19 protein-coding genes are annotated in these 23,065 nt (G+C 62.2%); 5 read left to right on the top strand and 14 right to left on the bottom strand.

Going from position 1 to position 23,065, the window contains the following annotated elements:
• Positions 1–41 precede the first annotated feature (41 nt).
• Positions 42–1,034, bottom strand: a complete 993-nt coding sequence (locus V9F06_08160; GenBank protein MEI2617588.1) for a D-cysteine desulfhydrase family protein — start codon at positions 1,032–1,034, stop codon at positions 42–44.
• A 190-nt stretch (positions 1,035–1,224) separates the two neighbouring features.
• Here V9F06_08160 and V9F06_08155 point away from each other — a divergent pair, with 190 nt between their 5' ends.
• Entirely contained in the window at positions 1,225–2,586 is a 1,362-nt protein-coding gene (locus tag V9F06_08155; protein MEI2617587.1) for an aminotransferase class III-fold pyridoxal phosphate-dependent enzyme, read from the top strand.
• Positions 2,587–2,670: 84 nt separating this feature from the next.
• On the opposite strand, the gene V9F06_08150 is transcribed toward V9F06_08155, so the two are convergent.
• The 11 genes from V9F06_08150 to topA all read right to left on the bottom strand — a co-directional run bounded on the left by V9F06_08150 (position 2,671) and on the right by topA (position 16,791).
• On the bottom strand, positions 2,671–3,624 hold the full coding sequence (locus tag V9F06_08150) for a branched-chain amino acid transaminase (protein MEI2617586.1): 954 nt from the start codon (positions 3,622–3,624) through the stop codon (positions 2,671–2,673).
• 223 nt (positions 3,625–3,847) lie between these two features.
• On the bottom strand, positions 3,848–5,710 hold the full coding sequence (locus tag V9F06_08145) for a peptide ABC transporter substrate-binding protein (protein ID MEI2617585.1): 1,863 nt from the start codon (positions 5,708–5,710) through the stop codon (positions 3,848–3,850).
• Between the two features lie 576 nt (positions 5,711–6,286).
• Complete coding sequence (locus tag V9F06_08140; protein ID MEI2617584.1) at positions 6,287–7,300, bottom strand: ABC transporter ATP-binding protein; 1,014 nt, start codon at positions 7,298–7,300, stop codon at positions 6,287–6,289.
• A gap of 40 nt (positions 7,301–7,340) precedes the next feature.
• On the bottom strand, positions 7,341–8,381 hold the full coding sequence (locus V9F06_08135) for an ABC transporter ATP-binding protein (GenBank protein MEI2617583.1): 1,041 nt from the start codon (positions 8,379–8,381) through the stop codon (positions 7,341–7,343).
• Positions 8,382–8,456: 75 nt separating this feature from the next.
• Positions 8,457–9,386, bottom strand: a complete 930-nt coding sequence (locus V9F06_08130) for an ABC transporter permease (protein MEI2617582.1) — start codon at positions 9,384–9,386, stop codon at positions 8,457–8,459.
• 3 nt (positions 9,387–9,389) lie between these two features.
• Positions 9,390–10,331, bottom strand: a complete 942-nt coding sequence (locus tag V9F06_08125; GenBank protein MEI2617581.1) for an ABC transporter permease — start codon at positions 10,329–10,331, stop codon at positions 9,390–9,392.
• A 382-nt stretch (positions 10,332–10,713) separates the two neighbouring features.
• Positions 10,714–11,673, bottom strand: coding sequence for an ROK family protein (locus V9F06_08120; protein MEI2617580.1), 960 nt, complete (start codon positions 11,671–11,673; stop codon positions 10,714–10,716).
• Positions 11,674–11,701: 28 nt separating this feature from the next.
• Complete coding sequence (locus tag V9F06_08115) at positions 11,702–12,439, bottom strand: glycosyltransferase family 2 protein (GenBank protein ID MEI2617579.1); 738 nt, start codon at positions 12,437–12,439, stop codon at positions 11,702–11,704.
• Positions 12,440–12,475: 36 nt separating this feature from the next.
• Positions 12,476–13,855: an ATP-dependent protease ATPase subunit HslU gene (gene hslU / locus V9F06_08110; protein MEI2617578.1), complete on the bottom strand. Its 1,380-nt coding sequence runs from the start codon at positions 13,853–13,855 to the stop codon at positions 12,476–12,478.
• Positions 13,852–14,484 (bottom strand): ATP-dependent protease subunit HslV, encoded by a 633-nt coding sequence (gene hslV / locus V9F06_08105; protein MEI2617577.1) that lies wholly within the window; start codon positions 14,482–14,484, stop codon positions 13,852–13,854. The genes hslU and hslV overlap by 4 nt, the downstream gene beginning before the upstream one ends.
• Before the next feature lie 162 nt (positions 14,485–14,646).
• Positions 14,647–16,791 carry a type I DNA topoisomerase gene (gene topA, locus V9F06_08100; protein ID MEI2617576.1) on the bottom strand — a complete coding sequence of 715 codons (2,145 nt, stop codon included), beginning with the start codon at positions 16,789–16,791 and terminating at the stop codon, positions 14,647–14,649.
• Here topA and V9F06_08095 point away from each other — a divergent pair.
• Positions 16,769–17,107 (top strand): hypothetical protein, encoded by a 339-nt coding sequence (locus V9F06_08095; GenBank protein MEI2617575.1) that lies wholly within the window; start codon positions 16,769–16,771, stop codon positions 17,105–17,107. The two genes, topA and V9F06_08095, sit on opposite strands and share 23 nt — an antisense overlap.
• Before the next feature lie 34 nt (positions 17,108–17,141).
• Here the strand turns inward: V9F06_08095 and V9F06_08090 are convergent, their stop codons facing one another.
• Positions 17,142–18,233 (bottom strand): mannose-1-phosphate guanylyltransferase, encoded by a 1,092-nt coding sequence (locus V9F06_08090; protein MEI2617574.1) that lies wholly within the window; start codon positions 18,231–18,233, stop codon positions 17,142–17,144.
• 66 nt (positions 18,234–18,299) lie between these two features.
• On the bottom strand, positions 18,300–19,412 hold the full coding sequence (gene dprA, locus V9F06_08085) for a DNA-processing protein DprA (protein ID MEI2617573.1): 1,113 nt from the start codon (positions 19,410–19,412) through the stop codon (positions 18,300–18,302).
• Positions 19,413–19,698: 286 nt separating this feature from the next.
• Here dprA and V9F06_08080 point away from each other — a divergent pair, with 286 nt between their 5' ends.
• From V9F06_08080 to V9F06_08070, 3 genes are all read left to right on the top strand, one after another.
• Entirely contained in the window at positions 19,699–20,625 is a 927-nt protein-coding gene (locus V9F06_08080) for a branched-chain amino acid transaminase (protein MEI2617572.1), read from the top strand.
• 271 nt (positions 20,626–20,896) lie between these two features.
• The gene (locus V9F06_08075) at positions 20,897–21,892 is read left to right on the top strand and encodes an ABC transporter ATP-binding protein (GenBank protein ID MEI2617571.1); all 996 of its coding nucleotides are present in this window, start codon (positions 20,897–20,899) and stop codon (positions 21,890–21,892) included.
• Entirely contained in the window at positions 21,892–22,947 is a 1,056-nt protein-coding gene (locus V9F06_08070; GenBank protein ID MEI2617570.1) for a dipeptide ABC transporter ATP-binding protein, read from the top strand. The genes V9F06_08075 and V9F06_08070 overlap by 1 nt, the downstream gene beginning before the upstream one ends.
• The last annotated feature ends 118 nt before the right edge of the window (positions 22,948–23,065 follow it).

Here is a 23,065-nt window from a genome sequence, read left to right as displayed (position 1 = left end):
GCAAGCCGACGCGGCCGGCACAGGCCGGCCGCGTCTGAGAATCAGCTCAACGCCGCCTGCAGCAGGTCACGCTGCGCGAAGAGGGCTGGTGAGCCACCCGTGTGAAGGAATATGACACTGTCGTCCGGCGAATACACGCCGCCACGAATGTCGGCAACCATCCCGGCGAACGCCTTCGATGTGTACACCGGATCGAGCAGCACCGCCTCGGTTCGCGCCAGTAGCTGGATCGCCTCGATGCCTTCTTTGGTCGGGATACCGTAGCCCTCGCCAACGTGTCCGTCGTCTGCAAGATACCGTTCGCGTGGTGGCGCCCCGACGCCGAGCTCGGCGGCCGCCCAACCGCCGACTTCGACGGCGCGGTCGATGCCATCCGCACTCTTGCCTTCGACCAGCACGCCGTTGAGCGCGAAATCCAGGCCGTGCGTCTGCGCGCCGAGGACGATGCCGCCCTGGGTGCCGCCGCTGCCAGCTGCGAAGTACATCGCCTTCGGCGCCACATCGGCGCGCCACAGTTGTTCGGCGAGCTCGAGCATGCCTGCCACGTAGCCGAGCGCGCCGATGCCGTTCGACCCGCCGACCGGGATTGCGTACGGAACGCCCCCCTCGTCGCTCAGATCGGCCGCGACCTCATCGACCTTCGCCTGTCGTTCTGCGCCACTGGTGACGATGTGGACCGTAGCGCCGAGGAGCTTGTCGAGCAACAGGTTGCCCTGCACGTCTGGCTCGGGGTCGCTCGCGTTCAACACGAGATGGCAGCCGAGTCCGGCCAGCCGCGCCGCTGCCGCCGTCTGGCGGGCATGGTTCGACTGCGCTGCGCCGACGGTGATCAGGTGCGTTGCGCCGTTTGCCAGCGCGTCGGCGACCAGGTATTCCAGCTTGCGCGTCTTGTTGCCGCCCATCGCCAGCCCGGTCAGGTCGTCGCGCTTGAGATAGATCTTCGGCCCGCCGAGCTCGGCAGTCAGCCGCTCGGCGTACTGTAGTGGCGTTGGCAGCGCCGCCAGCCGAAATCGCGGGTGCGCGGAGAGTCCCATTGCGTCGTTTCCTTCCCTCGTTCGTCCAGTCTAGAGCTTCTGTTGATCGTATCCGATATCGCGGCGCTGCGTGGAACCGAGGGTTGCGCCGGTAATCCGGCATGTCTGGATGGACAGGCAGCCGAGCCTTCGCGATAATGGCACCCTGATACCCGGCAGGGCCGTCCGGACGAAGGAGGAGGCCAGCGAGATGGCACAGAAGACGAAGACGATCGAGCAAGAGTTCATTGACGAGTTCAGCGGCTCGCGCCAGCGCGCGATGCATTCACTCGAGTTGATGCCGGCCGGCGTGACGCACGATGCGCGGTACGTCAAGCCGTTCCCGATCTACATCGAACGCGCCCAGGGCGCCAAGAAGTGGGATGTCGACGGCCACGAGCTGACCGACTACGCCGTCGGTCACGGCTCGCTGATCCTCGGTCATAACCATCCGGACGTCGTTGCGGCCGTCAAGGCCCAGCTCGACCGTGGCACGCACCTCGGCGCCAGCCACGATCAGGAGCTGATCTGGGCCGACAAGATCCAGCAGCTCATTCCGTCGCTGGAGCGTCTCAAGTTCACCTCGTCTGGCACTGAGGCGACGATGCTGGCGATCCGCGCCGCGCGCGCGTTCTCCGGCAAGAACAAGGTGCTCAAGTTCGAGGGGCACTTCCATGGCTGGCACGACTACGTCCAGCGCGGAGAACGCCCGCCGTTCGACCAGACTGATCTGCCCGGCATCCCGCCCGAGGTGGTTGCGCTGACGTTGGTCGCCTCGATCGACGATCTCGACCAGGTCGAAGCGTACCTGCAGCAGGGCGATGTTGCCTGCGTGATCCTCGAGCCAAGTGGAGCATCCTGGGCGACGCTGCCGCCGGCCGAGGGTTTCCTGAAGGACCTCCGCGCGCTGACTGAGAAGTACGATACGATCCTCATCTTCGACGAGGTCATCACCGGCTTCCGCTGGGCGCCGGGAGGCGCGCAGGAGCGGTTCGGTGTCAAGCCGGACATGACGACACTGGCGAAGATTGTCGCTGGCGGGCTGCCGGGCGGTTGCTTCGGTGGCCGGCGCGACATCATGAGCGTGTTCGAGTTTCGCGACGACCCGAAGCACAAGAAGATCCCACACCCAGGCACGTACAATGCCAACCCGCTCTCGGCGGTCGCTGGAGCGGCATGCCTGGAGCTCGTGAAAGATCCGCAGGTGCAACGGACATCCGACGAGATGGCCGCGCGGCTCCGGATCGGGTTCAACACAACACTCGTTGAGCAGGGTCTGCCGGGGTTCTGCTACGGCGAATCATCGGTCTTCCACCTCGTGCTCGGCAAGACTTGCGACAACATGCATGCGGGTGACATTCGCCGGCCGGCCGGGAGGTCGCTGATGGATCTCAAGAGCGGCCTGGTTGGCAAGCACAAGAGTAGCTTCGTCTCGGGGATGATGCTCGAAGGCACCGATATGACGTTTGGCGGGGGCTGGCTCAGCGCCGCTCACTCTGCCGACGATATCGATGCAACCGTGGCAGGGTTTGGGCGCACGATCGCCCGGATGCATGCCGAGGGTCTGCTGTAGAGGACGCTACATAACACGAACCAGACACAACGGCGGGGCGGCAATTGCCGCCCCGCTCGTCGTTCGTTGTCGCGCTACCGTGATTTAGTCGGCCGCGACTGCTGCGCCGACGCCGACCGTGGTCCGCCACTCGGGCCGGATGCCGGTCTTGCCGCGGAAGCAGTCGTCGAGAAGCCCTTCGAGCTTGCGGGTAATTGGGCCGATCTCGCCGGTGCCGACTTGATAATGGTCCACCGATACGATCGGCGTGATCTCGGCGGCAGTGCCCATCATGAAGACTTCATCGGCGATGTACAGCTCGGTGCGGTCGACTTCGCGCTCCTCGACCGTCAGTCCGAGCTCATCCTTGGCGAGCTGCATCAGTGCGTCGCGCGTGATGCTCTCCAGGATGCTCTGGGTGACGCCCGGCGTGACGAACTTGCCGTCGCGGATGAACGCGACACACGCGCCGCCGCCCTCAGCTACCTTGCCGTTCTCGTTCAGGATCAATGCGGTGTCGTAACCATTCTGGGCGGCTTCCATGTTGGCTAGCTGCCCGTTGCGGTAGTTGGAGATGTTCTTGATTCGCGGGGGCATCACGTTCTCCGAGATGCGCCGCCACGAGGAGATGCAGGCGGTCTTGCCCTGACCGGAGAACAGATGCGACGGGCTCGGGTTGGTGTTGATCAGAATTTCCGTCGTCCCACCGACCCCGCTGAAGCCGCCGCGTCCATCGCCGCCGCGATAGGCGAGCGGGCGGATGTAGGTGTCTTCGCGCGTTTCGTTTGCGCGCAACAGATCGACGATCGCCTCTTTGAGAGTCTCCATATCGTGGGTCTCGTCGAGGCGGACGAGCTTCATGGAATTCCGGAAGCGGTCCATGTGCTCGTCGAGACGGAAGATGTAGAGCTCGTCGTGGTCGGCGTTCCAGTAGGCGCGGATGCCCTCGAAGATGGCCCCGACAGTTGACCAGCCGAGCGCGGTCACATGGACATTTGCATCGTCCCAGGCCATCCTCTGGCCCTTCCACCACAGATAGGTCGGTTTCCCAGTCGCCACAAGCAGGATCCCTTCTCGATTCCCGTCCGGCGGATACGTCCGCCGTCCAATCGGCCGTTGCGCTGGTAGCATAGCAGACAATCCGAGACGAGAAACGGCCAAATCGGCATCATCCAAGCCGTCCAATCGCCGGATACGCGATAACGGTTACGCCAGAAACGGTCGAGGGGAGCCATAAGGCTCCCCTCTCCCATCGATCTCGGATCTGGCTGCTGGTTGGCTCTTACTTGCGTCCCGACACGTACACGTACTGGTACATGTTGACGAAGATATTGCCATTCGGAATCCAGTAGCCCTGCTTGTTGACTGGGACGTCCTTGACCCAGTCCTTGTAGACGTCGTACGCGTTGCGGTACACGATCGGGATGTAGGCTACATCCTCGTTCATGATCCGCTCGCAGTTCTTGTAGGCGTTGAGTCGATCCTCGGGCTTGGCCAGTTCCTTGCCCTTGATCGTCCAGTCATCGAACTCCGTATTCGACCACGCCTGGCGCTTGCCGGACTCCTTGTTCGAGTAGAACATATCGAAGTAGCCGTTGTTCGGATCCGGATAGTCGTAGTACCAGCGGATCCAGCACAGCTCGTAGGTGTTCTGGAACTGCAGAGCCCGGAATGGCTGGAAGTCCATGATCTGCAGCTCGATCTGCATCCCCATGTTGGCCAGCACCTGAGCCGCGATGTCCTCAACCATGATGGTCGAGTTCAGCTGCGCCTCGTTGCGAAGGATCATGGTGACCTTCGGCAGTGTCTGTCCGGCGAACGTTGATTTGTCAAGGTGTTCTTTGACCTTCTTGACATCGAAGTCCGAGAACTCCTTGAAATCTTCGCCGAAGAAGCCGAAGATGCCTGGCGGCACGAGGCAGTAGGCCGGGTCGCCGCCACCGTTGGTCAGCGTGTTGATCCGGTCCTTGTCGATCGCGTGCTGGAGCGCGCGTCGCAGCTCGATGTCATCGAACGGCTTGACGTTGGTGCCGGGGAGGATCTTCCAGATCAGCGGCTCGACCCACTTCTGAACCTGACTCTTCATCACCGAATCGGCCTGGACGCGCGGCAGATCGGCGCCAGGGACGACAGCCCAGTCGACATCGCCTGCCTCGAAGGGCAGCATTCCCTGCTCGGCCGGGATAATCCGCCAGTCGACATCCGTGAGCTTGATGTCCGTGTTCCAGTAGTTGGGGTTGCGCACGAGTGTCAGGGCCTCGTCGTGCTTCCACGCAGTGAGGACGAACGGCCCATTGCCGATGATCGGGTGCCCGACCTCGCCGGGGTCAGTGAAGTTGCCGCCCTTGGCTGCCGACGGCAGGTGGGTGGGCATCGTCGCGGCGTAGCCAACGATGACCGGGAACATGCCACGCGGACCGACCATGTCGACCTGGAGCGTCCAGTCATCAACTGCCTTGCAGCCGAGCGTGCTGGCGGCTGCGCCATTCAGATTGATGTCCTCGGCGCCCTTGATGTCGAAGAGGATCGACGCGTAGGCGCCCTTCGTCGCCGGATCGAGCAGGCGGGCCCAGGAGCCGATGAATGTGTCGGCAGTCACCGGATCGCCGTTGGAGAAACCCTTGTTGTCCTTGCGGAGGTAGAAGGTCCACTGCGACGCGTCGTCGTTGTGCTCCCATTTCTCGGCCCAGTCGGGGATCACGTTGAAGTCGACGTCATACGTCAGCAGGCCGGCCCAGATCTCGGCTGTGCCACCGCAATACAGATCGGCATTGAAGTCGTTTGATGACGGGTCAGAGCGAGCCCCGATGGTGTGAATGATCTGCTTTGCATCCAGCGCGGCAGTCGTGCTGGTGGTTGGCGATGCCGCAGGCTTGGTCGGCTCGGGCGCCTTGGTCGCTTCGATGGCCTTGGTTGCCTCAGCAGGCGCAGTTGGGGCGGCGGCAGCAGTCGTCGCGGTTGGCGCGGCGGCGGCGGTCGTCGCGGTCGGCGTGGAGCTACTCCCTCCGCAGGCGGCGAGGATTGTTCCTACCATCGGCGCGGCCGCGGCCGCGGACGCGAACTTGAGAAACGTTCGGCGATCGACGCCAACGCCGCGCAGACGCTCTTCGAGCAGTCGAATCTGTTCTTTGTCGATGACAACCATTCGCGGTTACTCCTCCTGGTTGCTGGCTGAAGGCGTCCCACCCCATCCGTGGTCGCGTTTCGCGCGACTCTCGCGCGTGGACGATCTCAGCCGCTTGTCTGCGATCGGTCAACTTGTCCGATTCGGGACACTGGTGACGTTACATGCTCGCGGAGCCTCGCCCTCCTCTCTCTGGACGCTCTCGGCCGAGCTGATGTGTCTGGTGGTAGTACCTGGGTATACGTATTGTGAGTTGGATCTGGTTCCCTCCAGACCAGCCGATCCGCCTGCCCCCAGGAAGCCAACAGCCCCACAACGTGTCGACCACCCCGGCGGGCCGATTGCATTCCTTCGACGCTCACTGTACCCATGCGCGGACTATCAATAGCCGACATACGCGAGGACAGTGGCATACGTGATGCAACCGTGTTGGCCCCCGACTTCCCCTGTGGCACGACGTAATCTATGTAACACACCCTCGCGCGGGTTGGCAAGAGATCGCTGCCCAGATTGTCGAGATTTTCACGTAACCTGTCACGCGCGACTGATTCTGCGAGCGCGCGTGCCTGATCGACAGTGCCTGACACCGACACGCGCCTACTCCGCGTAATGGCAGGCGACCCAATGCCCCGGCTCCAGCTCGCGCAATTGAGGTTCGACCTCGGAGCAATACGGCTGGGCAATCGGGCACCGGGGGTGAAACCGGCAGCCCGATGGTGGGTTGGCCGGGCTTGGCACGTCCCCTTCGAGAATGATCCGGTCGCGCTTTCGGCCTGGATCGACGACTGGAATCGCCGAGATCAGCGCCTGGGTATACGGGTGTTTCGGCCGTTCGGTAATAGCGCGGGCTTCACCGATCTCGACCATCTTGCCGAGATACATGACGCCGACCCGATCACTGATGTGCGCGACGACGGCGAGGTTGTGGGCAATGAACAAGTACGTTAGCTTGAAATCCGTCTGCAGCTGTCGCAACAGGTTCAACACCTGGGCCTGCACGGAAACGTCCAGTGCCGACACCGGCTCGTCACAGATAACGAGCTCTGGCTGCAGTGCGAGCGCCCGCGCGATACCGATCCGCTGCCGCTGGCCACCCGAGAACTCGTGCGGATAGCGATTCACGAAGTACGCATTCAGCCCGACCACACGCAGTAGCTCGCGGACGCGGTCTCTTCGCTCTTCGCGTGAGCCGATGCCGAAGATATTGAGTGGCTCGGAAATGATCGAACCGACAGTCATACGTGGATCCAGCGATGCCGACGGATCCTGGAAGATCATCTGCATGCCACGACGGTGCTTACGCATGTCGGCGGCGTTGAGAGCGGAGATGTCGGCATTGTTGAAGACGATTTGTCCGGCTGTCGGGTTGTAGAGTCGGATGATCGTCTGGCCGAGCGTCGTCTTTCCACAGCCCGATTCGCCGACCAGCCCGAATGTTTCGCCACGGCGGATCGAGAACGAAATGTCATCGACGGCCCGGATATTCATCTCGTTGCCGCGAGACAGCATCCCCCCGCCCATCCTGAAGTGCTTCTTCACGTTCTTCACTTCGAGGATATAGTCCTCGTTCGCGGCTTTTTCTGCGGTGGTTTCCTGGACTGAAGTCGCCACGCTTGTCTCGATTCTCCGAATTACTTCCGGCCGTCGTCTGTCAGTCTCGCGCAGCGGCCGGAGTTGAGACGGCCGCGTCGGTCGGCGGGATTGCTCCTCGCCCCTGTGGGAACCAGCAGCGCGCCATCTGGCCGGGCGCAACCACTGCCAGCGGTGGCGACTCCTCGCACTTCGGTTGGCGGAACCGGCACCGCGGCCGGAACCGGCAGCCGATCGGCGGCGCGAGAAGATCTGGCGGCAGACCAGGAATCGGCACAAGAGTGTCCTTGACCTTTTCGCCGATCTGCGGGACCGAATTGAGCAGCCCGATCGTGTATGGGTGCTGCGGGTTCGTGAAGAGATCCTTTGCTGCGCCGGTCTCGACAACCTGGCCGGCGTACATGACGACGACGCGTTCGCAGATCTCAGCGACCACTCCGAGGTCGTGAGTGATCATGATGATGGCCGTCCCGAATTCCTGATTCAGGTGCATCATCAGTTCGAGAATCTGCGCCTGGATCGTGACATCGAGCGCTGTCGTCGGCTCGTCCGCGATCAGCAGCTTGGGGTTGCATGACAGCGCGATGGCGATCATCACGCGCTGGCGCATGCCGCCCGAGAACTGGTGCGGGTACGCGTTGATCCGATCTTCGGCGGCCGGGATGCCGACGCGCTTGAGCAGGTCAATTGCGCGTTGTCGCGCCTCGCTCTTGCTCAATCCCAGATGCAATATCAGCGGCTCCGAGATCTGGTCGCCGACGGTCAGGACCGGGTTCAGCGATGTCATCGGATCCTGAAAGATCATCGCGACCTTGTTGCCGCGAACGTGGCGCATCTCGCTATCCGAGAGCTCGAGCAGGTCGACCGTCCCATCGGCATCGGACAGCAGTATCTCGCCGTCGACGATCTTTCCGGGTGGGCTCGGGATCAGCCGCATGATCGATGTTGCGGTGACGCTCTTGCCACAGCCCGATTCGCCGACGATGCCAAGTGTCTCACCTTCGCCGACGTGGAAGGAAACCCCGTCGACCGCGTAGACAATACCGGCTCGTGTGAAGAACTGGGTTTTGAGGTTGTTCACCTCGAGGACATTCTTAGCCAACGGTACCCCACCTCGTCCTGCAAGCGCGGCATCGGCCGCGTAGCGTCACCAGCGTCCCCTTCTCGCCCCCGTGGCTCAGTCGTTCATCTTGACGTCGAGTGCGTCGCGCAGGCCGTCGCCGAGGAACGTAAACGCGAGCATCGTGATCGCGATGGCCAGGCTCGGAAAGAACATCAGGTGCTGGACGGACTGGATATATTGCTGGCCCGCGCCGACCATTTGCCCCCATGATGGCTGTGGAGGCCGGATCCCGACGCCCACGAACGAGAGTGATGCTTCGATGAAGATCGCCTGCGGGATGCCGAACGTCAGCGCGACAATAATCGGCGTCAGGCTGTTCGGTAACATGTGGCGCAAGATGATATAGCCGCTGCCAGCGCCGGCAACCTTCGATGCTTTGACATACTCCTGTTCCCGGTTCGTGAGCATGACCCCCCGAACGAGACGAGCCATCGTCACCCAGCCCGTGAGGCCGATCGCGATGAAGATGTTTTTCATCCCGGGCCCGAGCATATTGACCATCAACAGCACGAGCAGGAGTTGCGGAATCGCGTAGAAGACATCGACCGTTCGCATGAGGGCATTGTCGACGGTTCCGGAGTAATAGCCGGCCACTGCTCCGATCGGCACCCCGATCCCGAGGACGATCAACTGCGCAACGACCCCGACGAGCAATGAGACGCGAGCGCCGTACAACATGCGGCTGTACATGTCGCGCCCGTTCTGGTCCAGCCCGAGCGGAAAGTTCCACGAGGGCTTCATCAGCCGGAGATCCGGTGAGACGACTTCCGCCGGCCCATACGGCGCCAACAACGGCGCAAAGACCGCGAGGAGGCCGAGAAGGATCACAGTGGCGAGGCCAACGACGGCTAGCTTGTTCTTCAGAAGTCGTCGCCAGGCATCCCCCCAGAGGCTGGCCTGGCGAGCCGGCACGACCTCGGCAGCTTCTGCGAGCAGCTGCGCTTGTGAAATGGCGTCTGCGTTGCGGTCCTGCTGGCTTGCCATCCGTTAATCTCCTCGGATGCTCATGCGGATGCGCGGGTCGATCACCCCGTACAGGATGTCGACGACGAGGTTCATCACGGCCAGGAACGTGCCATAGAGGAGCACGACCGCCATGATCATCGGTTGATCCTTCGAAGCCATGCTGACGACGAAGAACTTGCCAATTCCCGGGATGTTGAACACCTGCTCGACGAAGAACGAGCCGGTGGCAAGCGCGGCGAACAGTGGGCCGATCAGGGTGATCACCGGGATCAGCGCGTTCTTCAGTACGTGCTTGAGGACGACCTTCTGCTCGGCAAGACCCTTGGCGCGAGCTGTTCGGACGTAGTCGGAGCGGATGACATCGATCATGCTGGATCGGGTGTATCGAGCAAGCTGGGCGAACGGGCCGGCTCCTAACGCGATCGTTGGTAATACCCACGCCCTGGGACTATCCCAGCCGCCCAACGGAAACAGGCGCACACCCGTCCAGTTGGGTATCCAGATGACGAAGAGCAGTAACAGAAGGATGCCGAGGACGAAGCTGGGGACGCTATAGAACATGATGGCGAACGTCGCCGAAAGGTAGTCGATCCAGCCGTTCTGGTTCACGGCTGCGAGGACGCCGAGGATGATGCCGCCAATCGACGCGGCGAGCAACGCCATCGCGCCAAGCTGAAATGAGATCGGGAAGCCGCGGCGAATGATGTCGTTCACCTTCTGTGGCCGGCGAGTGTATGACTCACCGAAATCCCCGCGAACCGCCTTTCCGAGGTAGATCACGAAGCGCACCGGCAGGGGTTTGTCCAGGCCGTACTGCTTCTCGATCTGCTTGATGATGTCTTCGCGGAGGTTGTTTGCGCCGGCGGGTTGAAACGGAGAGCCAGGGGTGAGATTCATCATGATGAAGGTAACCAATGCGATCGCCAGAATGGTTGGTATGAACCAGAGGAAACGTTTAATCATGAATGCGAACATCTTCGGGGATTCCCTCCTCTGAGCGGCCGCAATCCGGACGGGGCACTCGCGTTACGGGAACGATCGGGCATTCGCCCGAGGACGATCGAGCAGTCGTCGGTCCAAATGGATTGCGTGTAACCCCCTGCCGGGTCAGTCACTCATCCAGTTTGACCGCCTGACGCCGTGTCGATCTCGCTTCGTTGCGGGATCTGGCGACGTTCGGTTCTGACTGCGTACGGCTAACCCGCCTTCCGAGGCGCTGGTCGAGCCGAGACGATCTAGCTTGGTAGTGCGATTCGTTCGGGGCGGACTATACACGGATGCGAAAAGCGGTGTCAAGCGGCAGTAGGCATCGATCAGGTGGAAATGACGATCTCGTCAGGCCGGCCTAGTGCCGGGCGTCATAAAATGACAGTGCCGCCGCCCCATAAATCCCGGTCTTTACGCCCAGCTCGGAGGGCACAAATCGGACACTGTCTCGAATGATCGGCATGGAAAATGCGTCCAGCGCGCGCTTCGCGGGGTCGATCAACAAGTCGCCGATCTGGGCGACACCACCGCCGAGCGCGATGATCTCGGGGTTGAAGATGTTCACGAAGTTGGCAAGCCCAGCGCCCAGAGCCCGCCCGGCACGATCTAGCAGCGCGATGGCTGCTGGGTCTCCTTGTCGCGCGGCTTCGCCGATCGCCTTTGGCCCGGCGTTCGCGTCGCTGCCGACCGCCTTCAGGATCGCTGCTCCCCGTCCGCTTGCGATGAGCTCGTGCGCATCGCGCGTCAGCGCCCAGGCCGAACAATACGCTTCGATGCAACCGGCGGATCCGCACGTGCAGCGAGGACCGTTCAGATCGACGGTGACGTGACCGAGCTCGCCGCCCATCCCGCGGGCGCCGTCGATCAGCAATCCCTCGGAATACACCCCACCTCCGACACCGGTGCCGAGGCCGACGTAGACGAGGTTGCGCACACCGCGGCCCGCGCCGAAGAAGACTTCGCCCAGGGCAGCGGCGTTGGCGTCATTGCTCAAGAGCACGTTGCGACCGGTTTTTGCGCGAAGCCACTCGGAGATCGGAACGTTTGTCCAGCCAGCCAGGTTTGGCGAGAAGTAGACGATGCCAGTGCGCGGGTCGAGCGGTCCGGGCGAAGCGACGCCGATCGGGACATCGGTCGGGATCTGGGCCTTCGAGGCCATCTCGTTGACCGACTCCCCGATTCTCTCGACGATCGCCTGTGGCCCTTCGGCGGCATCAGTTGGTTGCTGTGCCTCGTCCTGGATGACGCCGGTGTCATCGACAACGGCAACGCGCAGATTCGTGCCCCCCAGGTCGACGGCCAGTGCGAGACGAGCCATCGCTACCCTCCAACCTCTTGTTTGCCGACTAGCGGAAGAAGCGATACCGCAGCAGCGTCCGCAGGACAACAAAGGCATCTTTCCACGAGATCTTCTTCCCCTCCCAGAATTCTCGCCCATTGTAGGAGATCGGCACCTCGTAGATCCGATGACCGTCGCGAAGGATCTTCGCCGTGATCTCGGGGTCGATACCCCAGCGCATCTGCTGGATGTCGAGCGAGTGGGCAATGTCAGCGGTGAAGACCTTGTAACACGTCTCCATATCCGTCAGCGTCGTATCGAAGAGGACGTTCGTGACGAGCGTCAGGAGCTTGTTGCCGAGCGCGTGCCAGAAGTACATCGCCTTATGCTCGCCGAGGAAACGGGAGCCGTAGACCGCCTTCGCGCGCCCTTCGAGAATCGGGCGGATCAGAGCATGGTAGTCGCGCGGGTCGTACTCAAGGTCGGCATCCTGGATCAGCACGATATCGCCCGTCGCGTGCGCCAGCCCGGTCCGGACAGCCCCGCCTTTGCCGAGATTGCGCTCGTGCAAGACGACTATTGTGTCGCTGTGTGCTGCCTCCTCGGAGAGCCGGGATCGCGTTCCGTCGGTCGAATAGTCGTCCACCACGACGATCTGCTTCGCGATAGGGACCGCCCGAACCCGGCGAAGGATTTCAGTGATCGTGCGCTCCTCGTTGTAGACAGGCACGATCACGCTCAAGACAATATCGTCTTCGCTTCTTGCTGGGATAATCATGTCGGGCGCTAGTGGCGTTGACCCCATGTCCCCGTTCTCCCTGTGGCGTTTCGCGGCAAGCGCCTAAAGAATTGCGTTGCTGAGGTCGTCGTCGGCTGCGATATCTCCGACACGCTCGAGGACGTAGGCGGCATCGATGACGAGCGACTGGCCGGCACATTCCGGCGCGTCGAACGATATTTCTTCCAGCACGCGCTCGACGATCGTGTACAGCCGACGGGCGCCGATGTCTTCAGTTCGGATGTTCACCTCGGATGCGATATGCGCGATCTCGCGGAGCCCATCCTCGCCCAGTTGCAGTGTCACGCCTTCCGTCGCCAGCAGCGCGGTCGTCTGCCTCGCCAGTGCATTCTCAGGCGTCGTCAGGATCGCGTAGAGATCGTCCTCGTCGAGGCTATCGAGCTCGACGCGGATCGGAAATCGACCCTGGAGCTCCGGGATCAGGTCACTCGGGCGGTGAGCCGAGAATGAGCCGGCGGCGATGAACAGGATGTGATCGGTCCGCACGGGTCCATAGCGCGTAGGAACCACCGATCCTTCGATGATCGGCAACAGATCGCGCTGGACTCCTTCGCCGGAGACATCCGGGCCATATTCGCCGTCGTTGATTGTCTTGTCGAGCTCGTCGATGAAGACGACCCCGGTCTCCTCGACGCGCTTCAGAGCCTGCTCAATAACTGCGTCGAGGTCGACAAGCCGGCTGGCCTCTTCGTGGACAAGAATCCGTCGTGCTTCGGCGACCGAGACCCTGCGCCGCTGCCGGCGTGGGCCAGACGCGCGCATGATGTCGCGCAGCGTTTCGGGTAGATCGTCGGGCGCCACGCCAGTGATGATCTCGACCGGCATCAGGAACGGGTCATCCTCCGGCTGGACCTCGATGACGACTGTCTCTTCTTCCAGCGCGTTCCGTCCGAGTTGCTCGATCACCCTGTTGCGGCGTCGCGTCCGCCGGCGTTTCGCGGCTGGCGACAATGGCGCCTCGCCGGGTGTTTCATCGGCGGATGCTCCGGTAGCAGCCTCCTGCTCGAGCTGGTCGACCAGCAGGTCGACCAATATCTGGACGGCGGCGCTGTTCGCTTCCTCACGGACAGCCTCGATTTGCTCGTCGTGGAGCATCGTGATTGAGACTTCGACGAGATCGCGGATCATCGATTCGACATCGCGGCCGACGTAGCCGGCTTCGGTGTACTTCGTCGCCTCCACCTTGACGAATGGCGCGTTGACGATGCGGCTGACTCTTCGGGCGATCTCGGTCTTGCCGACGCCAGTCGGGCCCAGCATGAGGATGTTGCGCGGCATCACTTCGTCGCGCAGATCGGCCGGGAGCTGTTGCCGGCGCCAGCGATTGCGTAGTGCCACCGCCACCGCGCGCTTGGCAGCGTCCTGCCCGACGACGAAGCGGTTGAGCTCGGCGACGATCATCTTTGGCGTCATGTCGCTCATGCTCCCGCCTCGCCCTCTGCGGATACGTCCTCTGCGGATACGTCCTCGGCGGGATGTTCGTCGTCGGGCTCGAGTCGAATGGTCTCGACCGTGATCTGCGAATTTGTGTAAATGCACAGCTCCGAGGCAATCTTCATCGACTGCTCGACGATCTCCTGCGCGGTCAGTTGGGTGTGGTCGCGAAGCGCTCGCGCCGCGGCCATTGCATATGGCGCGCCGGTGCCGATCGAGGCGATGCCGTCGTCGGGTTGCAGCACGTCCCCTTCGCCGGAGAGGATCAACAGAGTCTCGCCGTCCGAGACGATAAGCTGCGCTTCCAGTCTTCGGAGGTAGCGGTCGGTGCGCCATTCTTTGGCGAGCTCAACCGCGGCTCGGCGGAGGTCGCCCTTCCACTCGCGAAGCTGCGCTTCGAATTTCTCGAAGAGCGTCATTGCGTCGGCGACGGCCCCTGCGAAGCCGGCGATGACTGTGCCATCGTGCAGCGTCCGGATCTTGCGGGCGCCGTGCTTGACGATCATGTCACCAAAGGTAACCTGGCCGTCGCCAGCAATCGCGACCTGACCGTCGCGAACGACACCGAGGATCGTGGTTGCGTGCCAACGGGTCGGAGATTGGGTTTGGAAGCTCACGCTCGAAATCACTGCCAATCCTGTATGTGTGCGGCAGCATGATTCCATCGGCCACGCTGCGCCAACTGATAATTCTACTCAATCAGTGACGGCAACCTGGTCGATCTCGCGGAGGAAGACGGCGCGCCAGCCACCAGCTGCTTGATGGCTGGCGCGTAATCGTCAGGCAGGGACCGCGTCGGCAACGCGAGCTCTGGTTGCTCGGCGGCTGAAGCCGCACGATGCGCATTTGACCTCGGTCTCCTTGCGATTGGTGTAGACCAGCGGCTCGCCACACTGCGGACAGGTTTCGCCGGTCGGCTTGAGCCACGATGTGAAGTCGCAAGATGCGGGGTCGTCCTTGCGCCAGTTGCTGCAGCCGTAGAACACACGACCCTGCCGGGTTCGGCGCTCGATGACATCACCAACATGGCACTTCGGGCAGTTGACGCCGATTCGAACCAGGAGCGGCTTTGCGTTCCGGCATTCCGGAAAGCCGGTGCAGGCGAGGAATCGGCCGTACTTGCCGAGCTTGATCACCATCGGCCTGCCGCATAGATCGCAGACCTCGTCGGTCGGCTCGTCTCGAACCTTGACTCGCTCCATGGTTTGCTCGGCGTGCTGCAATGTCTCCTGGAATGGACTGTAGAACTCCCGGATCACCGGCACCCACTGCCGCTCTCCCGACGCGATCTCGTCCAGCTCCTGCTCCATCCCTGAGGTGAAGCCGATGTCGACGATCGACGGGAAGTGCTCGACGAGGATGTCGTTGACGACAGTCCCCACCTCGGTCGGCGTGAGCCGCTTTGCCTCGTTTGTCACGTAGTTGCGAGCAACGAGCGTCGCGATAGTTGGCGCATACGTGCTTGGACGTCCGATGCCGTTCTCTTCGAGCGCCTTGACCAGCGTTGCCTCGGTGTAGCGCGGGGGAGGCTGCGTGAAGTGCTGCTCGGGTGTCAGCCTCAGGAGATCGAGCATGGCTCCGGCCGTCAGCGCTGGCAACGCGGCCCGGTCGATCTCGTCCACCTCGTCGTCGTCGCGGTCCTCGCGATAGACGCGGATGAATCCGGCGAACTTGATCACGGAGCCGGTCGCGCGGAAGCGATACGGCTTGTCTTCGCCCGGCCGGCCGGCGTCGATATCGACGCCGGTGGCGTCGAAGATCGCGTTGCGCATCTGGCTGGCGACGAAGCGCTTCCAGATCAGATCGTACAGCCGGAGCTGCGGCCCGCTCAGATAGCCTTTCACCATCTCCGGGGTACGGCGCGGGTCGGTGGGGCGAATAGCCTCGTGCGCCTCCTGGGCGCCCTTGGCGCGCCGCGTGTAAACGGGCGGTCTTTCCGGCAGGAATTCTGCGCCGAACTTCGCCGTGATTGCTTCCCGCGCCATCTGCTGGGCGATCGACGCGACGTTGGTCGAGTCGGTCCGCATGTAGGTGATGAGCCCTTGCGCCCCCTCAGCGCCGAGATCGACACCCTCGTACAACTCCTGGGCAATCTGCATTGTTCGCCGCACTCCGAACTTCAGCTTGCGTGATGCCTCTTGCTGGAGTGTGCTCGTGGTGAACGGCGGCGATGGACGACGTTGGGTCTCCTTCGTCTGGACGTCGGCGACCACATACTCTGCGCCGTCAAGTCCCGCCAACACCTGGTTGGTCGTGTCCTGGTCGGGCAGTTCGGCCTTGTCACCGTGAATCTTCGCGAGACTGGCAACGAAGACGTTGGCTTTCGTCACCGCGGCCCCGTGCTTATTCAGCTCGGCCTCGACCGACCAGTATTCGCGCTGAATGAACGCGTCGATCTCACGCTCTCGCTCGACGACGAGGCGCAGCGCAACGGACTGAACGCGGCCGGCGGATAGTCCGCGCTTCACCTTCTTCCAGAGCAGCGGCGAAATGCTATAGCCGACCAATCGGTCGAGCACGCGGCGCGCCTGCTGCGCATCGACGAGGTCCATGTCGATCGCGCGAGGATGCTCCATCGCCGCCCGGACGGCGTCGGGGGTGATTTCGTTGAATACGACGCGCTTGACCTTGGCTGGGTCCGGCTGGGTTGCCTCGGCCAAGTGCCAGGCTATCGCCTCTCCTTCGCGATCGGGGTCGGTCGCCAGGATCACCTCGCGCGCTTTCTGGACAGCCGCCTTCAGATCCTTGACGGTCTTCGACTTGTCCCGCGGAACTGTGTACTTCGGCGCGAAGTCGTCGTCGATGTTGATACCAAGCGTGCTTTTCGGCAGGTCGCGGACGTGACCCATCGAGGCTCGCACCGAGTAGCCCCGACCGAGGTATTTCTCGATCGTCCGGGCTTTGGCCGGCGACTCGACGATCACAAGCCGGCCGCTGGTCGCGGTCGTCCCGTTCGAGGCTGTCTTCCTCGTCGTCGTGGTCTTCGCCGCAGTCTTCTTCGCGGGAGTTGCCCCGGTCGTCGTCTTCGTCGCGGTCTTCTTCGCGGGAGTTGCTCCAGCCGCGGTCTTCGCCGCGGTCTTCTTCGCGGGAGTTGCTCCAGCCGCGGTCTTCGCCGTGGTCTTCTTCGCGGGAGCTGTTTCAGTCGCGGTCTTCGTCGTCTTTGTCGCGGTTGTTTTCGTGGTCATTTCTACCCAACTACGTCGTAGCAAACGCTGTCGATACGGTGTTCGTGTGACGTGATGTTGTCATGGCGCGAACGGCGTCGATTCTCTGACTATAGCAACGTTGTCGAGCCCCGTGCCCGCAACTGCTCGACGATCTGCTTGACTTCCTGGGTGCGCGACCGATCGCAAATCAGCAGTGCGTCGTCCGTGTCAATGACAACAACATTCTCCAGACCCAGAAGAGCAACGAGTCGCCCCTGGCCGAAAATGAAGCTCCCTCGGGAGTCGTGCACGATCAGCTCGGCATTGATCGCGAGATTCTCGTCTGGATCATCGTCGCATCCAGCGCTCATCGCGCCAAGCCCGTTCCAGTCTCCAAGGTCCGTCCAGCCAAACGACGCCGGGACGACTGCAACCCGCGTCGAATGTTCGAGAATACCGTGGTCGATTGTGATGTCGGGGACCGTCGGCCAGATCGCCGAAAGGGTTGCCTCACGGCGGGGAGTGTCCCAGTCGCGGGCGATGCGCTCCAGCGCGTCCGCGAGGTCGGGGAGGTAGCGCCGCATCTCTTCCATCAGCACGCCCGCCTTCCAGACGAACATACTGGCGTTCCAGAGGTACTCGCCCGATGCGACGTAGCGTTCGGCCGTTTCGATATCGGGCTTCTCTTTGAATCGATCGACTTCACGGGCATCGATGCCGTGTTGCGTGCCGATTTCTGCACCGGAGTGAATGTAGCCATACCCGGTTTCCGGATAGCTCGGCCTGATCCCGATCGTCACCAGATAGCCACGCTTCGCGATCTCGATGGCGGATCGAACGGCCTGTTCGAAACGGTCATTCTCGGTGACGACATGGTCGGCCGCGAACGACCCGACTATCGCGTCGGGGTCACGAGCCAGCGCGATCGCCGCGCCGAGCCCTATTGCAGGGCCGCTACCGCGAGGCAGCGGCTCGGCAATGATCTGCTCGGCGTCGAGAGAGGGAAGCTGCCGCTGGATCTCGTCGACATGCGATGCTCCGGTGATCACGAGGATATTCTCTGGCCGAACAACCCCCGCGAGCCGATCGACGGTCGCCTGGATCATGGTGCGTGGACCAGGGAGCGGCAGCAGGAACTTCGGTCGATTCGCGCGGCTGACCGGCCAGAGCCTGGTGCCACTGCCCCCGGCTGGGATGACGGCGAAGAATTGTTCTGTCACATCCCGATCCTTTGTCGCCATGCGGTTTCGCGCATTCCCCAGGACGTCCTTCCGATGCCGGATCCATCATGCCCGAACGTAATGCTGGGGCGCCGTCTGCCGGATCAATCCTTTGAGCTCCATCTCCAGGAGTGTGCCGCTCACCTCATGGATCGGCAGCGCCGAAGTATGACAAATGTCGTCGACATGTTGAGGTTCGGTGCTGAGCACCGCATAGAGGATGCGCTGGTTGGGAGTCTCGGGAAGCACCATTCTGGTCTGCCTCTGCGTCTTCGCGGACGCGAGGTCGAGTTGTTCGAGGATCTGTTCTACATTCGTGACAAGGGTCGCGCCGTTGCGGATCAACGCGTGGCAGCCCGCGCTCTTGTCAGAAGTTGCCTGCCCGGGGACAGCGAAGACATCACGTCCCTGGTCGGCAGCGAAGGAGGCAGTGAGCATCGCGCCGCTCTGGGTTGGCGCCTCGACGACGAGAACCCCTCTCGACATCCCGCTGATGATGCGATTGCGGGCGGGGAAGTTCCGCGCGTCGGGCTTGACGCCAACAGGGTGCTCGCTGACTACTGCGCCCGACTGGATGATTCGCCTGGCAAGATCCTTGTTCTGAGCCGGATAGATAACGTCTGGCCCGCTTCCGAAAACAGCAACTGTTCGACCGCCCGCCTCCAGCGCAGCGCGGTGAGCGGCCGTGTCGACGCCATGGGCTAGCCCACTCACGATCGTGACTCCAGCGGCGGCCAGACCGCTCGCGAGCATCGTCGTCATATGGATTCCGTAGCTCGACGAGCGCCGCGTGCCAACAATCGCGACCGCGACATCGTCCTCTGGCGCGAGCTGCCCGCGTGTGAACAGTAGTGGCGGTGACGACGTTACGTGGCGCAGAAGGCGCGGGTATTCGTCGCTGTTCAACGGGATCGCGCGGACGCCGGCGCGGCGCATTCGGCCGAGCTCTGCTTCGATGTCGAGTGTGTTGCGCACCCGATCAATCGCCCGGATCATTTCGTCTGAAACTCCGACTGCCCGGAGGTCGTCGGTTGGCGCCGCCCAGGCAGACGCGACTGAACCGAAGAGCTCGACAAGCCGGCCGAGCCGGGCTGGCCCGATGCCCGGCACTCGCTGAAACCCCAACCATGGAGTCAGCTCCTTTGCCTCGCGCGCATCGTCATTCAGGGTGTCGGACATCGTCTCTCTCCATGGATCCAAAGATCTGACAGTGAGCCGCGCAGTTATACGGAGCCGTCGAACCGACAGTCAATCAGCTGGGATTTCAGCGCGAGACGCGCGAGTACCACTCGGAGGCGGACGAAGGTTGTGACTGACGATAATACTATGGCACGACGAACGCCATGACCGGTGCTAGAATGCCGGCGACCCGGCCTCCGCGCCCCAGCGTGGCGAGACCGGGCAGGACGTCCGCCCGGGATGGGCGACCCGCATGTGTGGAAGAAGATTGGAGACCGGCGTGGAGATGCATCTCCAGCCATTTGCCTATTTCGAAGGCAACATCGTCCCGTCCGACCAGGCGAAAGTCAGTATCGCGACTCACGCGCTGCAGTATGGAACCGGGGCGTTCGGCGGAGTTCGTGGCTATCTGGATGTCAGTGGCGAGACGATCAACATCTTTCGTCTGCCGGATCACACTCGCCGCCTGATGAACAGCTCGCGGATCCTGAGGTCGAATCTCGCGCTGGATGCGGATGGTCTCGGACAGGTAATACAGGATCTGGTTGCGAAGAACAATCCGAAGGTCAATATCTATATCCGGCCCTTCATCTATAAGGCCGGTATTGAGCTGACACCCCATCTGAAGGGGGTCAGAGACGATATCGCTATCTACGTCATCGCATTCGGCGACTATTTCGCGATGGATCATCCGCTGCGTCTGATGGTGTCGTCGTGGACGCGGATCGCCGACAATATCATCCCCAGTCGCGCGAAGATCACCGGCGGCTACATCAACTCCAGCCTCGCGAAGGATCAGGCGGCTGAAGCCGGCTTCGATGACGCGCTGATGCTTAACGAGCGTGGCAAGATCGCCGAAGCGAGCGGAGCGAACTTCTTCATCGTCCGGAACGGGACACTCATCACGAGCCCGGTGACCGGCGATATCCTTGAAGGGATCACCCGGCGCTCGGTTCTGAAATTCGCCGAGGACATGGGAATCGCCATTGAGGAGCGAGAGATCGACCGATCCGAGCTCTACATTGCCGACGAGGCGTTCCTGTGTGGCACAGGGGCGCAAGTCGTTGCCGTTGGCGATATCGATGGCCGGCCAGTGGGAAATGGCGCGCGAGGGCCATTGACCGCACGGATCCAGGAGGTGTTCTTCTCCTGTGTCCGAGGCGAGGACAACAAGTATCGTGACTTGTTGACAAAGGTGCCGGTTCGGCCGTAGACGGTCACCTCTCCGGGGGCTTCCGTCATGGCGGGATCGTGGCTTTCATTCGTTTGCTGGCCTTTTTGGGACCGTGCTATACTGCGCCAGAGGCCAGCACAGAACGATATCCGGATAATACGCAGTCGGCGCTACCGGTGGTCGCGCTGCAACGAGTCGCCACATGCAGGCATAGCCATCGCGGTGGTGACGAGTTGAGTAACATTCGGTTGGTTGGTGGCAGGTCGCACAATCACCCTCGACGTGTAGGGCGGGAGGCGAAGGGGCAACGATGGAACCGTTACTCCAGGTGAAAAACCTGATGACCCAGTTCCACACGCAGGACGGCGTTGTCAGAGCCGTCGATGACGTGTCGTTCGAGATCATGCCTGGTGAGACGCTTGGCGTCGTGGGCGAATCGGGCTGCGGAAAGAGCATCACCGCGATGTCGCTGATGCGTCTGATTCCAAGCCCGCCTGGCAAGATCGCTAACGGGTCGATCATGTTTGAGGGCGAAGATATCCTCGGCATGAGCGACGAGGAGATGCGTCACGTCCGGGGCAACAAGATCGCAATGATCTTCCAGGATCCGATGACATCGCTCAACCCGGTGCTCTCGATCAATCGCCAGATCAGCGAGTCGCTCGAGCTGCACATGGGCATGAGCAGGGGGCAGGCGCGCAACCGCGCGATCGAGCTCCTCAAGATGGTCGGTATCCCGAATGCCGAGCAGCGCGTCGATCAATATCCTCACCAGTTCTCTGGTGGTATGCGTCAGCGTGTGATGATCGCGATGGCGCTGTCATGCAACCCGAAGATGCTGATCGCCGACGAGCCGACGACGGCTCTCGACGTGACGATTCAGGCGCAGATCCTCGACCTGATGCGCAACCTGCAGGCCGAGCACGATACAGCACTCATGCTGATCACCCACGACCTCGGAGTTGTGGCCGGCATGTCCGACCGCATCCAGGTGATGTACGCAGGTCATATCGTCGAGACGGCATCGACCGAGGAGCTGTTCGCGAACCCGCGGCACCCGTACACGGTCGGCTTGCTCAACTCGATCCCACGTCTGGACTCCACGCGCAGGGAAAAGCTGGAGCCGATTCGGGGTCTCCCGCCCGACTTGATCGATCTTCCCGACATGTGCCCCTTCATGCCGCGCTGTGACTATGCTCGCGAAAAATGTGGACAGCAGAACCCGTTGCTCACGAACGTGAACGCGGACCACAGGGTTGCGTGCTGGTTCTGGGAGGAAGTCAGCAAGGAAGGACCGCGAACATAATGGCAACGCAGGCACCAGAGCAGGCGAACGCGGACGTGAAGGATCAGGAGGTTCTGCTCGATGTCAAGAACCTCTTCATGCACTTTCCGCTGACCCAGGGCATTATCTTTCAACGCAAGGTTGGCGCAGTGCGGGCGGTCGATGGCGTGTCGTTCTCAGTCCGCAAGGGTGAGACGCTCGGCCTCGTCGGCGAGTCGGGTTGCGGCAAGAGCACGACCGGACGCGCGATCCTCCAGCTCTACAAGCCAACATCTGGCGAGGTCCTCTATCAGGGTCGAGATCTGACGAAGCTCGACAGTGGCGAGATGCGGAAGATGCGTCGCCACCTGCAGATGATCTTCCAGGATCCGTATGCATCGCTTAACCCCCGCATGACAGTTGGATCGATCATCTCCGAGCCGATGCAGATTCACAATCTCGTCGCGCGCGAGGAGCGAAACCGACGCGTTCAGGAGCTGCTGGAAACAGTCGGCCTGAACCCGTACTTCGCAAACCGCTACCCGCACGAATTCTCGGGTGGGCAGCGGCAGCGGATCGGCGTCGCACGGGCGCTGGCGGCAAGCCCGGACTTCATCGTCGCCGACGAGCCTGTCTCGGCGCTCGACGTGTCGATCCAGGCACAGATCGTCAACCTCATGGAGGATCTCCAGTCGCAGTTCAACCTGACGTATCTGTTCATCGCCCACGATCTGTCTGTCGTGAAGCACATCTCAGACCGTATCGCGGTGATGTATCTCGGCAAAATCGTTGAGCTTGCCGACCGAGCCGCGCTCTACGAGGATCCGCTTCACCCGTATACGAAGGCACTCCTCTCGGCTGTGCCGATTCCCGACCCGGTCGTCGAGAGGCGTCGCGAGCGCATCATCCTCACGGGAGATGTGCCAAGCCCGATCAATCCGCCATCTGGCTGCCACTTCCATACCCGTTGCCCGTACGCGATGCCGGTGTGCCGAGAGATCGATCCGCTCGTTTCTGACCAGGGGAACGGGCACTTTGTTGCCTGCCATCTCTACCCAGGGTCTGGCGCCGATCAGGCGACTGGCGCTAGCGCCTAGCAGCCGCAACCAGCGACAACGACTGAGTGCCACGGAGAAGAACCGTGGCACTCGTCGTCATGTCTGGTGTTTACTCGGAATGGCGCACGATCGTCCGTGAGGCTGGAGGCACCAGGTC

It is taken from the genome of Thermomicrobiales bacterium (assembly GCA_037045155.1).
Classification (GTDB): Bacteria; Chloroflexota; Chloroflexia; order Thermomicrobiales; family CFX8; genus JAMLIA01.
The sequence above is the reverse complement of the archived record's forward strand: the minus strand, read 5'-3'. Positions and strand labels throughout refer to the sequence as shown.